Annotated in this window: 12 protein-coding genes; 7 read left to right on the top strand and 5 right to left on the bottom strand. The window is 68.4% G+C overall.

All coding sequences use genetic code 11. The annotated features are described in order from the left end of the window. Nucleotides 1-224: 224 nt before the first annotated feature. From ACWJI3_RS02545 to ACWJI3_RS02535, 3 genes are all read left to right on the top strand, one after another. A complete protein-coding gene (locus ACWJI3_RS02545) occupies nt 225-569 on the top strand; it encodes a hypothetical protein (RefSeq protein WP_480202751.1) in 345 nt (114 codons plus the stop codon). 578 nt (nt 570-1,147) lie between these two features. After that, complete coding sequence (locus tag ACWJI3_RS02540; protein WP_480202750.1) at nt 1,148-2,782, top strand: M10 family metallopeptidase C-terminal domain-containing protein; 1,635 nt, start codon at nt 1,148-1,150, stop codon at nt 2,780-2,782. A 179-nt stretch (nt 2,783-2,961) separates the two neighbouring features. Continuing rightward, nucleotides 2,962-4,674 (top strand): ATP-dependent DNA ligase, encoded by a 1,713-nt coding sequence (locus ACWJI3_RS02535; RefSeq protein ID WP_480202988.1) that lies wholly within the window; start codon nt 2,962-2,964, stop codon nt 4,672-4,674. A gap of 67 nt (nt 4,675-4,741) precedes the next feature. Here ACWJI3_RS02535 and ACWJI3_RS02530 read toward each other — a convergent pair whose 3' ends face one another. The 4 genes from ACWJI3_RS02530 to ACWJI3_RS02515 form a co-directional block, all read right to left on the bottom strand. After that, the gene (locus ACWJI3_RS02530) at nt 4,742-5,368 is read right to left on the bottom strand and encodes a DUF4178 domain-containing protein (protein ID WP_094510623.1); all 627 of its coding nucleotides are present in this window, start codon (nt 5,366-5,368) and stop codon (nt 4,742-4,744) included. Between the two features lie 93 nt (nt 5,369-5,461). Further along, nucleotides 5,462-7,009, bottom strand: coding sequence for a polyamine aminopropyltransferase (locus ACWJI3_RS02525; RefSeq protein ID WP_094510624.1), 1,548 nt, complete (start codon nt 7,007-7,009; stop codon nt 5,462-5,464). Next, complete coding sequence (locus ACWJI3_RS02520; RefSeq protein ID WP_094510625.1) at nt 7,006-7,239, bottom strand: hypothetical protein; 234 nt, start codon at nt 7,237-7,239, stop codon at nt 7,006-7,008. Before ACWJI3_RS02520 ends, ACWJI3_RS02525 begins: the two co-directional genes overlap by 4 nt. A gap of 30 nt (nt 7,240-7,269) precedes the next feature. Then, on the bottom strand, nt 7,270-8,280 hold the full coding sequence (locus tag ACWJI3_RS02515) for a hypothetical protein (RefSeq protein WP_480202749.1): 1,011 nt from the start codon (nt 8,278-8,280) through the stop codon (nt 7,270-7,272). 64 nt (nt 8,281-8,344) lie between these two features. Between ACWJI3_RS02515 and ACWJI3_RS02510 the strand changes: the two genes are divergently transcribed. From ACWJI3_RS02510 to ACWJI3_RS02495, 4 genes are all read left to right on the top strand, one after another. Further along, complete coding sequence (locus tag ACWJI3_RS02510; protein ID WP_480202748.1) at nt 8,345-8,554, top strand: DUF350 domain-containing protein; 210 nt, start codon at nt 8,345-8,347, stop codon at nt 8,552-8,554. A gap of 82 nt (nt 8,555-8,636) precedes the next feature. Beyond that, on the top strand, nt 8,637-11,153 hold the full coding sequence (locus ACWJI3_RS02505; protein WP_480202747.1) for a DEAD/DEAH box helicase: 2,517 nt from the start codon (nt 8,637-8,639) through the stop codon (nt 11,151-11,153). A 47-nt stretch (nt 11,154-11,200) separates the two neighbouring features. Then, the gene (locus ACWJI3_RS02500; RefSeq protein WP_480202746.1) at nt 11,201-11,923 is read left to right on the top strand and encodes a PspA/IM30 family protein; all 723 of its coding nucleotides are present in this window, start codon (nt 11,201-11,203) and stop codon (nt 11,921-11,923) included. Continuing rightward, a complete protein-coding gene (locus ACWJI3_RS02495; RefSeq protein WP_480202745.1) occupies nt 11,920-12,885 on the top strand; it encodes a substrate-binding domain-containing protein in 966 nt (321 codons plus the stop codon). Before ACWJI3_RS02500 ends, ACWJI3_RS02495 begins: the two co-directional genes overlap by 4 nt. Nucleotides 12,886-12,914: 29 nt before the next feature. Here the strand turns inward: ACWJI3_RS02495 and ACWJI3_RS02490 are convergent, their stop codons facing one another. Then, nucleotides 12,915-14,894, bottom strand: a complete 1,980-nt coding sequence (locus ACWJI3_RS02490; protein WP_480202744.1) for an NAD-binding protein — start codon at nt 14,892-14,894, stop codon at nt 12,915-12,917. Between the last annotated feature and the right edge of the window lie 57 nt (nt 14,895-14,951).

Here is a 14,951-nt window from a genome sequence, read left to right as displayed (position 1 = left end):
TTAACGGGCAGAGTTGCTTGCCTTCGGATGGAGGGTTGCCGGCGAATGATGAAAGCGAATGGCTGCTGACTGCAGGCTGAGCCTTCATGAATTCCCGGTACACTTGCAGGGGTAACCCCTCCGATGCTGTTGCTCCCGGTGGCGCTCCGGGCCGGCGGCATGCGTGGGTCAGGCCGCAGGGAATGTTCGCCACACTTCAGATTTGATCACACACCACGGCTGCCATGACTGCATTCCGCACGTTGCTGATCTCGATGTTTCTTGCCCTTCTCGGCTACACGGCGGTGGTGATCAGCCAGCAAGGGTTTGGCCTGTTGGCTGTCTTCATCGGCAACCTGCAGCAGCTGAAGTGGTCCGGGCAGTTCAATCTGGATTTCTCGTTCATGCTGATGATCTCCGCCCTCTGGGTGATGTGGCGTCACCAGTTCAGTGGCGTGGGGGTGATGCTTGGTCTTGCTGCTTTGGTGGGCGGTGTTCTGTTTCTCAGCACGTATCTGTTCATCCAGAGCTTCCGGCTGAATGGAAAGATGGTGCCCCTGTTGATCGGCCCCCAACGGGTGGCTGCCTGAAACGCTGCCCAAGGAGGCCGTGTTTCCAGAACGACACGGACTGCGTGCAAGTCGCGAGACTGCCAGCATGAACCAGCGCAACCAGACGCCCTTGCCCTATGGGAGACAGTCGTCGTCGGTTCTGTAGGCAGAAGACACCGAACGAGCCCCTTGCCCGGCAGGAAGGTGTGAACCATTGGCAGAACAACGGCTGCTCTGGCCAGGATGAGGGGGTGACTGTCTTGTCGCTCTGTGGGGTAGTGGCTCTTCATCTCCCCTGGAAGTTCTTGTTGGTCACCACCACACGAGGCTGCAGGACTCACCCACGATCAGCCAGGCGCAGCGACGCCAACAAACCATTGTCAACCTGCCACGCCTTGCTGGCTCCTTGGCGTGCGCCAGTTGGGGGATGCTGTGCATCCCAGGGAAACCAATCAGTCGGCACGGCGTGATCGGCACCCCTGCAGGCCAGCGACTGATCATGCGCACGACAGCATGGAACGCCTGCAGCGCTCTACAAAGCTGTGGCATCGTCATGCAGTGCTCAGCAGAAGGGTTCTCTGTAGAGTTCAGCCGAAGCTACACATCCGGATCATCGAATGACAACCGGCAGCCTGGCGATCAACAACAGCAGTGGCGAGCCGCTGAGCTACTGGGTGGTGTCCAATGGCTACACCTCCGAGCAGATCGTGAGCACGGGAACGCTCACTACAGGAACGAACAGCATCTCTGTGCCATCAGGCAGCAACTTAAGAATCTATGTGTCGAGCACGGATATCTTCACGAGCCAGAACAACGCCGGTGGCGGCGAACCGAGTGGGCTCTCCATCCGCGATGCCTTCAGTTTTTATGAGTACACCTGGGATGGAACCTACAGCAGCACGGGATTCAGTGCTGACGTGAGCTATATCAACGACTGGGCCTATCCCATTCAGTCGAAGCTCAATGGCACCACCTACGGATTCCTGGATGCCACGGCGATCGCCCAGGCCATGGCTGCCCTGCCTCCACAGAACTTCCTGCCCCAGAGTGCGGCAAGTCTGGCGGCTGTCGGCACCGTTTCCGACCTCTACGACCCTGCCAACCGTCGCTTCATCGGCCCGATGTCGATCTGGCAATGGCAGGCCAGTGAGTCTTTCTGGACCCAGCAGGCGGCGGCCGTCTCGCTGCCGCCGGCGATGGCGGCGGGATGGGCCAGCTTCGGGGCCGACGTGCCCTGGGGGCCGATGCCCTGGGGAGGAGTCTCCCCTACGGCCAGCGGGCTGCAGCCGTCCGGCCAGGCCAGCCAGCTGCCTGCGGGGGGAATCCCCGCCCTGCCCGACCTGGCGGCCGGGGTGCCGCTGCCTGCTGGCTACCCTTCGCCCACCTTCGGCTTCGATTTCTCCAGCAATCTCAACTGGAGCACGATGAACAATGGAGCCGGATCGAGTGTGGATCCCTCCGGCGACTCACTCTTCTATGCGTCCAACTTCAATGTGTGGAATTTCGGCTATGCCTTTGGCTCGCCGGATGCTCCTGGAGGCAATTATGCGCCGGACGATCCCTCCAATCCGAACGCTTATACGTCAATCCTGCGTGCCCAGGCCAACACCGAAGGCGGGATGGGTCTTTATGCCAATGGCAACCAGAACTTCGTTGGATTCTACACCTTCGCCAAGGACGACTACAACGCCAATTATCAAGGCAATCTTCAGCAGCTCACCATCACCATCGGTGCGCTGGCTTCCGCCTCCACCGGCGGCTCCGGCAATGATGAAGTGGTGGGCACCCGCCGCAATGATGTGATCTCCGGCGGTTACGGAGCGGATCTGCTCTCCGGGGGAGCAACGCCGCCCAGTGGCCTGCAGGAACCCGGCCGTGATGCCATCACCCGTCAGCCCTTGGGAGGATCCAGGCAGGCTCTGCCAGGCCGTGATGGTCGCGATGTCTTCGTCTACGTCCGGGCCGACAGCAGCCTCGACACCAAGCACCAGCGCGATGTGATCACCGACTTCGATCCTTCCGATCAGATCGATCTCGCAGCGGTGGATGCCCGTTCACTTCAAGCGGGGCAGCAACGCTTCAGCTGGATCGGGCAGCGGCAGTTCAATGGTACGGCGGGCCAGTTGAGGATTGATGTCTCCCCTTTCCGCCATGCTTTGTTGCAGGGTGATGTCGATGGCAACGGCAAGCCTGACTTTGAGGTGAAGCTGCTGGGCGTCGATCTGTTCACACGCTCCAACCTCCTGCTCTGAAGGAATTCACGTTCCGAGGGTTCTGCCAGGGCTGGCGTTGGCGCTTGAGGCTTCCGGCGCACGTAGCGGATGGCGTTCATCCTCCCGCTGATTGCCGATTGCCCACTGGTCACGCCACCTCACCCCTGATCGCTACAACCGGCGCCAGGGCCGATGCCCTGCCCACCCATCCCCTGCCTGTGCACGCCTTCTGTGACCTGTTCGAGTGCCTGGATCGCAGCAGCGGCACCAAGGCGCGCGTGGCGGCGCTGGTGGGGTACTTCCGCGAAGCGCCCGCGGGCGATGCGGCCTGGGCGCTTCAGTTGCTGCTCGGCAAGCGGCGCCGTCGGCTGCTCACCGGACGGCGTTTACGGGAGATCTGCCTCGGGGCGGCCGGGCTGCCGGAATGGTTGTTCGAGGCCTGCCACTCCCAGGTCGGGGATTCGGCGGAAACGATCGCCTTGCTGTTGCCCCAGCTGAAGCTGCCGGCTGGCGAACCTCTCGACCTGCCGCTGTCGGTGTGGATGGCAGAGCGGTTGCCGGCGCTGGCTGCGCTCGACGGCGAAGTGCAGGCGCAGGCGGTGCTGCAGATCTGGTCAGCCCTGCCGCCAGCGCAGGTGTTCGTGTTCAACAAGCTGCTGACTGGCGGTTTCCGGGTGGGGGTATCCACCGGCCTGGTCACACGAGCCCTGGCCGAGGTGAGCCAGCTGGAGGCGGCGGAGCTGGCCCATCGGCTGATGGGTGGCTTCGAGCCCAGTGCCGCCGCCTTCACCGCCCTGCTCAGCCCCACCGCCAGCGGTGAGGACGCACCGATCAGCCGCCCCTATCCCTTTTACCTGGCCAGTCCACTGGAGCCGGAGCGGCTGCTGACGGACGACCCCGCTGATTGGCGCGCCGAGTGGAAATGGGACGGCATCCGCGGCCAGCTGATCCGCCGCGCCGGCACCACCTTTCTCTGGAGCCGTGGCGAAGATCTGGTCAACGAAAGCTTCCCGGAGCTGGTGGCCCTGGGCGATGCCCTGCCGGACGGCACCGTGCTCGATGGGGAAGTGATCGTGTGGCCGCCGGCGGCGGACCGTCCGCTCGGATTTGCGGCCCTGCAACGGCGCCTGGGGCGGCGCAGCGTGAGTCGAGCGCTGCGTCAGGCCTGCCCGGCTGCGTTCGTTGCCTATGACCTGCTGGAAGCGGGCGGCCGTGACCAGCGCCAGCACCCCCTGGCGGCGCGGCTGCAGGACCTGGTCCAGCTCGGCGCGGGGTTGGGGGAGACCGCCGCTGAGGAGTTGAAGGGGGTTCTGCGCCTGTCGACCGGGCTGCCGTTCCAGAGCTGGGAGGAGCTGGAGCCGCTGCGCAGCCAGGCGCGCCAGGCCGGCGCCGAGGGCCTGATGCTCAAGCGGCTGGATTCGCCGTATCTGGCGGGCCGCAAGCGGGGCCACTGGTGGAAACACAAGCTCGAGCCGATGGAGCTCGATGCAGTGCTGCTCTATGCCCAGGCAGGCAGCGGCCGCCGCGCCAACCTCTTCACCGACTACACCTTCGGGCTATGGGCCAGCGCACCATCTGACTCGGTGGATCCGGAACCGTCAGGACAAGGGACCAGCCCGCGCCAGTTGGTGACCTTCGCCAAGGCCTACTCCGGTCTTGATGATGCCGAGATCTCTGAGCTTGATCGCTGGATCCGGCGCCACACCACCGAACGCTTCGGGCCGGTGCGGGCGGTAGAGCCGCTGCAGGTGTTCACCCTCGGCTTCGAAGGCCTCCAGCGCTCCGGCCGGCACCGCAGCGGGGTGGCTGTGCGCTTCCCTCGCATCCTGCGCTGGCGCCGCAACAAACCGGCGGCTGAGGCCGACACCCTGGCGGCCGCCGAAGCCCTGCTCGAGGACGGCAGGCCAGGACCAGGGTCCGCAGAAGGATGACGGCTGTAACCGTGGGATGGCAGCCACCTCCTGGCGGCAGGGTCACCGCCCCTAGCGGTAGACCAACTCAGCGGTACACCGAGCGCCCATCGCCGGGCAAGAGGCTGAGCTGGCCGGGATCGATCAGGCGGCCCACGCTGAGCTCGGGCGGGTCGGGGGTCTGACCGGCAGCGACAGCAGCGGCCAGATCCCACTGCTCCAGCGACAGCACCAGGCCGCCGCTGGCGGTGTAATCGGCGTAGCGGCAGCCGCTCTGGCGCCGGTTCATCACCCGCGCGCTGGAGCTGATCGAGGCCCGGCCCTGCTCCTTGAGCGCATAGGTGACACCGTCGAGCTGCAGCCGCGCCGGGAAGCGGCCCGCGCCGGAACCGGCCAGCGACGCTGGATCCAATGCCGAAGCGCTGACGCTCTCCAGCCAACTCACCTCCAGCCAGTCGTCTTCGCTGACGCTCAACCAGCGGGCGTCGTTGCCGTCACGCAGCAGATACTCCAGCCACTCGAAGCCTTCCTCGGCACACAGCAGCCTGTCCTCCACCACCCAGTCGCGCCCTTCGAACTGCACGATGTCGCCGTAGCGGAGGGTGAACAGGGTGCGGTCCTGGGGCAGGGCAGCCGGGCGGCGGCACCAGCGCCGCAGCTGCAGCACCACGACAGCTGCCACCAGCAGCCCCAGCAGCAAGATCCACACCGTCATCGGCTCGATTCCAAGGGCCGGCCACGGCCGCCGGTAGCGGCGAGCCTATCGACACCACCCTGGCGGCCAGGCACATCGCCACCATTGCTCAGCTCACGGCCCCGACCAGCGGCTCTGGCGCTGGTACTCGGACAGCACAGGACGCAGCAGGCGGTTCGGCCGCACCTGCTCGCCGGCCGGCAGGCGCAGGTCCCGCGGCAGCGGGAACAGGCGGGCGATCTGGGCGTCATCGGCCCAGCGGCCGCTGAACGGCAACGGGGCGGCCTGCAGGGTCTGGCCCGCGCGGTAGGCGATCACGAAGCCCCAGGGGCCGAAGCTGGGCACATCCACGCTGTAGGCGCGCGTGGTGAGCGGCAGTTGCTCGAAGGTGGCCTGGATCGAGGCCAGCACTTTGGGGGTGAAGAAGGGCGTGGAGGCCTGGGTCACCAGCCGCCCGTCCGGCGCCAGCAACTGCAGCAGCCGGCCGTAGAAGCTGACGCTGTAGAGACGCGCCAGCGGTGCGGTGGCGGGATCCGGAAAGTCGGCGATCACCACGTCGTAGGCGCCGGGCAGGTGCCGCACCCGCTCGAAGGCGTCGCCACTGTGGAGATGCACCCGCGGGTCGTCGAGGCTGCCCTGGTTGAGCCGCCGCAGGAAGGGGTGCCGGCGCGCCAGCTGGAGCATGGCGGGATCCAGCTCCACCAGATCCACTCGCTGCACACCCGGCCAGCGCAGCACCTCCCGCAGTGCCAGGCCATCACCGGCACCGAGCAGCAGCACGCGATGGGGCTGCCGGTGGAAGGCCATCACCGGATGCACCAGCGCCTCGTGGTAGCGGTATTCGTCGAGGCTCGAGAACTGCAGGTTGCCGTCGAGGAACAGGCGCAGGTCATCGCGGCGGCGCGTCAGCACGATGCGCTGGTGACGGCTCTGCACCCGGCCCACCACCGGGTCGTCGTAGAGGCTGTCTTCGATCCTGTCGCCCAGGGGCAGCACAGCCCAGGCCACCAGAGCCACCAGCGGCAAGGTGCCCCCCACCAGCCAGCGCCAGCGGCGGCTCAGGGGGAACACCCGGCAGATCACCAGGCAACTGAGCAGCGGCACCAGCGCCAGCAGGCCGGCGGTGGGCAGCAGGCCCAGCCAGGGCAGCAGCACCAGCGGGAACAGCAGCGCCCCCACCAACGCGCCCAGGTAATCGAGCGCCAGCACCCGTGCCAGCGCCGTGCGCAGGTGCTGCTGGGTCTCCAGCAGGCGGGTGAGCAGCGGCACCTCCATGCCGCCCAGCACCCCCACCAGCAGGGTGAGCACCACCAGCCCCAGCCAGACCGGCCCGCCGGCACCGAACAGGGCGAACAGCCCGAGCGGCGCCAGCAGGCAGAGCGGGCTGAGCAGTAGTTCCACCAGCAGGAACAGCCGCAGCAGCCGGGCGAACGGGTTGGGGCCACAGGCGAGGAACTGGCTCAGCCAGGCCCCCAGGCCCATCGCCGCCAGAAAGGTGCCCACCACGATGCCGGTGGCCAGGGTGTGGTCGCCCAGCAGGTAGCTGGCCTGGGTGGCGAGCATCAGCTCCAGCACCAGGCTCACGGTGGAGGACACCGCTGCCGCCGCCAGCAGCACCCACACCTGCAGGGGGCGCAGCGGCGGGGCGGCAGCGGTGGTCACTTGGCGGAGCCCGGTCCTCGCCCCTGAAAGCCCGACCAGCTGCGCGAGCGGTCCGGCGCCGCCACCCAGCGGCCCGCCCGGTAGCTGCCGCCGTAGCGCACGCCGCTGAAGCTGGCCGGCGTGCCCTCCTGGCCGAGGCGGAACAGAGCCGGCTGCAGGATGGCCGTGCCGGTGCCCACGCCCACGGCGCCGACGGCCAGCAGCAGGATCACCGCTTGTTCGCGGGGCATGGCGAGCGGTCTCCCAACTCTCTGAGCATCTCAGGCGCGGGCGCCCGGTGGGCGGATCGGCAGCAACGGCACCTGGAAGGCCGTATTGATGCCATCCTCCACCCACAGCTCCAGCCATTCGATCTCCCAGGGGTCGTCCTGGGGAGCGAAGGCTTCCGGCACCGTCACCCGCACCCGGTAGCTGCCGGGTTCCGCCTGCCGCAGGTAGTACGTCTCAGAAAGCGTGAGCCAGTAGTCGCCATCGTTCACCTGCATGTCTAACGGCAGAGTGACCTGATGATCGAGGCGACGCTCGCCGGCCGCATCGCTGAGGCTTAAGCAGAGCAAGGCCGTGGTGGGCGAATACGTCTCAGGCTTGGCGCCATCGGGAAGCTCCCAGTGAGCGTTCACCACCAGCTTCACCAGCCCCGGCCCGCCTAGTGGCAGGCGTGCAGCCGCCACCCCGTGCTCCACCCGCAGCAGGCGCCGCGAGCGCGCCGCGCCGTACACCGCCCCCAGCAGGCAGAGCACGATCGCCTGGGTGACCACCGCCGTGAACACCAGCAGGCCGGCGGCAACGCTGTGGTTGCGCACTGTGCCGCGCAGTGTCACCGGTGCCTGGAGCGGTAAGCCGCTCGCGTCGAGCAGCTCTTCGGGCGTCACCTCGAGTTGGAAACGGCCGCTGCTCTGTGGGCGGAGCTGGAGCAGCAGGGCCGTGTCCTGCTCCTGCCAGCTGCCGCTGTTGCCGCCATCCGTCCAAAGTCCGCTCTCACGCCAGCCATCCTTGTAGAGCTCCAACACCGTTCTGCCTGCCTGATCGAGCAGGCGCACTTCCAACACCACCGTGCTGTTGAAAGGGATGTCCGCCTCCATGGCGATCCGCGGACTCCCCAGCCAGCCATCGCGCAGCTCGAAGGGCTCGCTGCGGCCCGGCTGCTCCTGCGTCGCCACCAATACCAGCCGTTGCGGTGGTTCGAGCGCGGAGAGCGCCAGCACCGCAAGGGGCAGCAGCGGCAGCAGCAGGGCCAGCAGCGGCCAGCGCACCGTCGTGGCCGCCGTCACGCTGCCGCCAGGTCGGCCTGCTCCCGGGGAGTCCCTACCCTGACGGCGAAGGCGTGACGTGGTCATGGTCAAACCGCTGCTCCAGTTGCTGCTGACAGTTGGCTGGACGTTCTTCGGCGTCATCCTCATCTACGGCGGCCTGCTGCTGTTCGATCGCCTCTCGCCGATCGACTACCGCAGCGAGATCCGCAAGGGCAACATCGCTGCCGGGGTGGTGCTCGGCGCCGTGATCCTGGCGATCGCCGCCGTGGTGGTGGCCGTGCTCTCCATCTGACGGGCGGCGCGACTTGGCCAGCCGCAGGGGCGCGCCGCTCCGCCCGATCGAAGACTGGTTCCAGCTCCAGGGCTGGCGGCCGATGCCGTTTCAGCGCCAGTGCTGGAAGGCCTACCTGGAGGGCCGCGACGGGCTGATCCAGGTGCCCACCGGCGCCGGCAAGACCTACGCCGCCGTGATGGGTCCGATCGCCCGCATGCTGGCGCGTCCAGGTGCGGGCATCCGGCTGCTGTATCTCACGCCGCTGCGGGCGCTCAGCCGCGATCTGGCCCTGGCGATCCGCGCGCCGATCGAGGCGATGGGCTGGCCGCTGCGCGTGGGCATCCGCAATGGCGACACCGCCAGCGCCGAGCGCAGCCGCCAGCTGCGCCAGCCGCCCCAGATCCTGATCACCACGCCGGAATCGCTGTCGGTGCTGCTGGCGGGGGCCAAGGCCGACGAGCTGTTCGACGGCCTCGAAACGGTGGTGCTGGATGAATGGCACGAGCTGATGGGCAGCAAGCGCGGCAGCCAGTGCGAGTTGTGCCTCAGCTGGTTGCGCCAGCGCCGGCCGGGCCTGCGCACCTGGGCGATCAGCGCCACGATCGGCAACCTGGAGGAGGCGGCGCGCGCGGCGGTGGGGGCAGCGGCTCCGCCGCCGTTGATCGTCACCGCCAAGCTGCGCCGCCACACCGAGATCCGCAGCCTGCTGCCCGACCAGATCGACGGCTTCCCCTGGGCGGGTCACCTGGGCCTGCGCATGTATGAAGAGCTGGTGGCGGCACTCGATCCCGCCGTCTCCACGCTGCTGTTCACCAACACCCGCAACCAGTCGGAGCGGTGGCATCAATGCCTGCGGTATGCCTGCCCGGAAATGGAGGGGGCACTGGCGCTGCACCACGGCTCGATCGACCGGGCCGAACGGGAGGCGATCGAAGCGGGGGTGAAGACTGGCGGGATCCGCTGGGTGGTGTGCACCAGCTCGCTCGACCTGGGCGTTGACTTTCAGCCGGTGGAGCGGGTGGTGCAGATCGGCAGTGCCAAGAACCTGGCGCGGCTGCTGCAGCGGGCCGGCCGCTCCGCCCATTGCCCCGGCGGCACCTCCCAGGTGCTGTTCATGCCCACCAACGCCCTGGAGCTGCTGGAGGTGAGCGCGATGCGGCGCGGGCTGGCGGCGGGGCTGGTGGAACGGCGCCGGCCGCCGCAGGCGCCCCTCGATGTGCTGCTGCAGCACCTCACCACCCTGGCCTGCGGGCCGGGCTTTGAGCCGGCGCAGGAGCTGGCCAGCGTGCGCAGCGCCTGGAGCTACCGCCAGCTCAGCAACGACGACTGGCACTGGTGCCTGCGCTTCCTCGAGCACGGCGGCGACTGCCTCGGCGCCTATCCCCGCTACCGCAAGCTCGAACGCGAGCCGTTGGCGTCGCCAGCAGAACCCACGGCACTGGAAGGCACCCCGCTGGCGGGTGCGGTGACTGAACGCACGCGTGAAACGCAAGACCACGCAGAAGCTCCCTTCCGTTACCGGGTGCGCGAGACCGCCATCGCCCGGCTGCACCGCCTCAACATCGGCACGATCACTGCCAGCCGTTCGATCACGGTGAAGGTGGTGCGGGGCGCCACGCTCGGCCATGTGGAGGAGGGGTTCGTCAGCCGGCTCAAGCCCGGCGATGTGTTCTTTTTCGCCGGCCGCCAGCTGGAGTTCGTGCGCCTGCGCGACATGACCGCCCTGGTCAAGGCCAGCACCCGCAAGAGCACCCTGGTGCCGGCCTGGGCCGGTGGGCAGATGGCCCTCTCCGATCTGCTCAGCGAACACCTGCGCCAGGAGGTCGACCGCTGCGCCCGGGCCCTGGCATCCAGCCGCGACCCCGAGGATGCCGCCACGCTCGACACCCCCGAGTTACGCGCCCTGGAGCCTCTGCTGCGCCGCCAGCACGAGGTGTCGGCGTTGCCACGCGCGCATGAGTTTCTGGTGGAGATCACCCGCAGCCGCGAAGGCAGCCACCTCTACGCCTATCCGTTTGAAGGGCGCTTCGTGCATGAGGGCCTCGGCTTCCTCTGGGCCGGCCGCCTGGCGCGGCTCCAGGCCGGCACGATCACCGTGTCGGTGAACGACTACGGCTTCGAGCTGCTGGCGCCGCGCGGCTATCCCTTCGCCGAGCTGTTCGAGCAGGCCGGCGACGCGCTGCTGGAAGCGGCGGGGCTGCAGGACGACCTGGAACGCACGATCAACCTGTCGGAGTTGTGCCGCCGCCGCTTCCGCGCGATCGCCCAGGTGAGCGGGCTGGTGCTGAACGGCTTTCCTGGCCAGAACAAAACCGGCGGCCAACTGCAGATCAGTGCCAGCCTGCTGTTCGATGTGTTCCAGCAGCACGAGCCGGCCAACCGCCTGCTGGCCCAGGCACGCCGTGAGGTGCTCGACGAGCAGCTGGAGCTGGGCCGTCTGCAGGCCGCCCTCACGCGTCTGCGGGCCAGCGAGCTGCGCCTGGAGCACACGCCGCGTCCGGGGCCGTTCGCCTTTCCGCTGCTGGCCGAGCGGCTCAACAACCGCATGAGCAATGAATCGGTGCTGACCAGGCTGGAGCGGCTGATGGCGGAGGCGAGGCGGGCCGAGGGGATCTGAGCCGCACTGGACGGGCTACGTACGCTGGGGCGACGGCGCACCTTCCCGTGAAGCGACTGATCTACTGGCTGATGGGCGATCGAGCCGGCCGTGTGGTGGTGGGTAGCTGGCGCTGGCTGTGGGGGCGGCCGGTGGAATCCGGCGGCCAGGTGGCGGTGGCGGTGGCGGAGGAATCCCTGCAGTCGATGCAGCTATCCGTGCAGAAACTCGCCCAGGCGGTGGCCATGCAGGTGGGCGCCTATGAGCGGGCCAAGAAGAAGTACCAGACGAAAACGATCGAGCTCAGCACCTACGAGCAGCAGGCCCGGCTGGCCCAGCGGGCCGGCCAGATCGACGGCGCCAAGCTGGCGATGGGCCGCGCCATCCAGATCGAGAAGCTGTTGCCCGCCCTGGAGCAGCAGGTGCAGCAGGCTGAGGCCTATGTCACCGCCTCCAAGGACAAGCTCAACCGGGAGCGCCTCAAGCTCGAGCACTACAAGAGCGACATGCAGAACATGAAGGATCTGGCGGAAGTGAACGCCGCGCTGGAATCGATCGCCAAGGTCAACAACGACTTCGACATCGGCTCCGCCCGCTCCTCCTTCGAACAGGCCAGGAACGCGGTGGAGGGTCGAAATCTGCGCAACGCCGCCCTCGCAGAACTCAGCGAAAATCCGCAGGAAAAGCTCACAGCCGATCTGGAACAGCTTTCGCTCGATGCGGAGGTCACCCAGCGGCTTCAGGCCCTTGAAGCTGCCCCCCTGCCCCAGTTCGAAGACAGGCAACCATGAACGGTGAGACCCCGAGCGGCAAACGCAGCGGACCGCCGCCGATCGTTTACATCCTGCTGCTGGTGATCGCAGCCGGTGCTCTCTGGGGTGGCCGCAACCAACTCCTGGGCCTGCTGGGTGCCCGTCCTTCCCTGCCCGGCCTGCCGCAAGGGGTGCCCAGCCTGCCGCAGGGGCTGCCCGGTCTGCCGGGCCAGGAGCCTGCGGCGGCCGCCTTCCCGCCGCCCAGCGCTGTGCCGGCCGGCACGGCCGTCAGCATCGATGGCTCCACCAGCATGGTGCTGATCAACGAAGCCCTCAAGGCCGGCTTCATGGCGGCGTTTCCGGGCACGGAAGTCACCACCGCCGCAGTGGGCACCGACAACGGCATCCAGGCGCTGCTGGGCGGCTCCGTGACCCTGGCGGCGATCTCGCGGCCGCTGACCTCTGAAGAGCAGGGGCGGGGCCTGAGAGCCGTGCCGGTGGCCGACGACCGGATCGCCCTGGTGGTGGGCATCGACAACCCCTTCCGGCGTGGCCTCTCCCGCAGTCAGGCGGTGCAGATCTTCCGCGGCGAGATCATCAACTGGGCCACGCTCGGCGGCCAAAATCGGGCCATCCGGGTGTTGAACCGCCCCAGCGTCAGCGGCACCCATTCGGCCTTCCGCGCCCTGGTGCTGGAGGGGCAGCCCTTCGGCAGTGGCCCCACCATCACCACCATGGAGCGCGACGCCACCACGCCGATGCTGCGCCTACTGGGCGCGGACGGCATCGGCTACGCCACTTACGCCCAGGTCGCTGATCAACAGACGGTGCGCGTGGTGCCGATCGACGGCAGCACCCCGGAAGCGCAGGATTACCCCTTCAAGCGTCCCCTCTTCTATGCCTACCGGGAGCCGGCCGGCCCCGCCGTCCAGGCCTTCCTCGGCTACGCCCTCTCACCCAAGGGCAGCGCGGCGATCGCCGCAGGCGTGAAGGGGCCCTGATCAAGCGCTGCTCGGTTCACCCACTGGTCTTACGGCTGGGGTTCCAGCTGACCTGGCAGCTGCCCTTCCAGCTGGCTGAAGATTCCCAACCGACGGAGCTCAGCGTGCAGCCGTTCGGCGGGCTCACGGTCGAGCAGCGGGGTGAGAGCCTCGCTTCGGGCGAGCAACCCAGTGGTCTCTCCCGGCGCGCAGCCCAACCAGCGGGCCAGACACTGCTGACATTCGAAACGCGCCTCCCCCTCTACTCCATCAGGCACGCGCAGCCGTAACCGCCAGGCCGGCGGCACGGCCTCCCCGCGCTCGATCCTGCGCAACCCTTTCAGCGTGGCCAATACCAACACCGCATCGCCCGTTGCCACCACCAGATCACAGGCCGGCAGCTCGATCACCGTGGCGCTGCCGCGGCGCCTCAGAGACACGGCAGTGACGCCATATCCGTGCTCCAAGCGGGCGATGGTGCGGCCGAGCAGGGTGTCGCCGGGCGCGATGCGGTAGCGCACCAGCAGCAGGTGGTGGCCGCCGATGCCCACCACCCCCTCCACCCGTTCCCCAAAGGCGGTAGCCACCAGGGCGTCAGCGGCCAGGTCCACCGCCGAGATCACCGTGACCCCGCCCAGCAACTCCCCTAGCCTGGGCGCCGCTGCCAAGGCGTGGGCAAGCACAGCCAGGCGTGCCTCGGGCCAGCGCCGCTGCAGCGCCAGTGCCCCTTCCAGATTCGCCAGCAGATCGGGAGAGAGCAGCCCCACGGCCGAAACCCTGCTTCCCCTGAGGGAGGTCAGGGCCGCATCAACGCTCTCGTAGATGGGGGTGCCAGCCTCCTGGTCCTCCCAGTCCTCCCCCCGCTGCACCCGCACGACCGGCAACTTCTGGCGCTGGAGGGCGTGCGCCACGCCACGCGCCAGGTCGCCGCCTTCCACCAGCAACACCGGCCGCAGCCCCCGCCGCAGCCGGGCAGGACGTCGGCGCACGAGCCGATCGCGCAGCAGCCGTTCCAGCAGCACGGCCACCAGCGCCGACGTGAGCAGGGTGCCCACCAACGAATAGAGCAGCGTGCCGGTGATCAGCCAGCCGCTGGCCTCCGCCAGGCCTGCGCCGCCATCGAGCAGCACGTTGACCGGATCCACGTATTCACCCTTGAGCAGCGCAAGGGTGACGAACATCCCCTGCCGCCAGCTGCCCGGCTGAGAAAACAGCTGCGGGCCGATCACCAGCAGCAGGGCCAGAGCACCCACGGCCAGCCACTGCGCCCGTGACCGGCGGGCGAGGGGCGCCAGCAGCCGCCGTGGCAAGGCGGTGACTCCCGCCACCGCTTCGGCGCGTTGGCCGGCGGCAGTGGGCGCCACCCCGAGCGGGTGGAATGATCCCGGCGTGAGCAGCAGATCGCTCCCACCGCCCCCGGCCTGGTCGGGGAGCTGCACCGGTCGCTGCCAGTGAGGGTCCTGGCGGGGCCCTTCCACCAAGTGATAGAGCTGGCCATCGGCTTCAAAGCTGGCGGCTGCTTCGCCCGGGCGCAACGCGCCGCTGATCGCGCCGGTGGCCAGCAAGGCCGGATCCACCACCGCCAGACCGGGCAGGCGGGCTTCCAGCAGCGCTCCCAGGCTGGCCTGCCGGCTGGAGGATCGCAGCACAATCGTGGCGTCGGGGTTGAGCAGGCGGCACTGCAGCGCCGCTTCCACATTCACCGAGCCATCGGAGCTGAGCAGCAGCACGGCGCGCGCCTGGTGCAGCCCGGCCCGCTGCAGGTCGCCGGGCTGGCGCATGTCGCCTTGCAGCAGCCCCGCGCCGAGCCGCTGCCGCAGGGAGGGATCGAGCCTGTTGGGTGGTTCCAGATCGAGCCCCGCCAGGGGCACATCGAAGCTCAGCAGGCGGCTCAGGCAGGCCTGGCCCAGCGAGCCGAGGCCACACACCAGCACCAGACCGGCCCGGCAGTCGACCGCCGTCGCCTGTCCGGTGCACCCGGCGTCATCGTCCTCGGATGGGCCGCGCACGCTCGCCGCCAGGGAGGACATCCATCATCAGCAGCGCGGCGATCATCAGCCGCGCCGGCGTGATCCAGGCGACAGCGC

Source organism: Marcopretia estuarina LEGE 06307 (assembly GCF_056633115.1).
This window is presented reverse-complemented; position numbering and strand designations above follow the sequence as displayed.

Coding starts and splice junctions, on each gene's coding strand:
- ACWJI3_RS02545 (WP_480202751.1), top strand. CDS start 225: ATGACTGCATTCCGCACGTTGCTGATCTCGATGTTTCTTGCCCTTCTC.
- ACWJI3_RS02540 (WP_480202750.1), top strand. CDS start 1,148: ATGACAACCGGCAGCCTGGCGATCAACAACAGCAGTGGCGAGCCGCTG.
- ACWJI3_RS02530 (WP_094510623.1), bottom strand. CDS start 5,368: ATGACGGTGTGGATCTTGCTGCTGGGGCTGCTGGTGGCAGCTGTCGTG.
- ACWJI3_RS02520 (WP_094510625.1), bottom strand. CDS start 7,239: ATGCCCCGCGAACAAGCGGTGATCCTGCTGCTGGCCGTCGGCGCCGTG.
- ACWJI3_RS02510 (WP_480202748.1), top strand. CDS start 8,345: ATGGTCAAACCGCTGCTCCAGTTGCTGCTGACAGTTGGCTGGACGTTC.
- ACWJI3_RS02505 (WP_480202747.1), top strand. CDS start 8,637: ATGCCGTTTCAGCGCCAGTGCTGGAAGGCCTACCTGGAGGGCCGCGAC.
- ACWJI3_RS02495 (WP_480202745.1), top strand. CDS start 11,920: ATGAACGGTGAGACCCCGAGCGGCAAACGCAGCGGACCGCCGCCGATC.
- ACWJI3_RS02490 (WP_480202744.1), bottom strand. CDS start 14,894: ATGTCCTCCCTGGCGGCGAGCGTGCGCGGCCCATCCGAGGACGATGAC.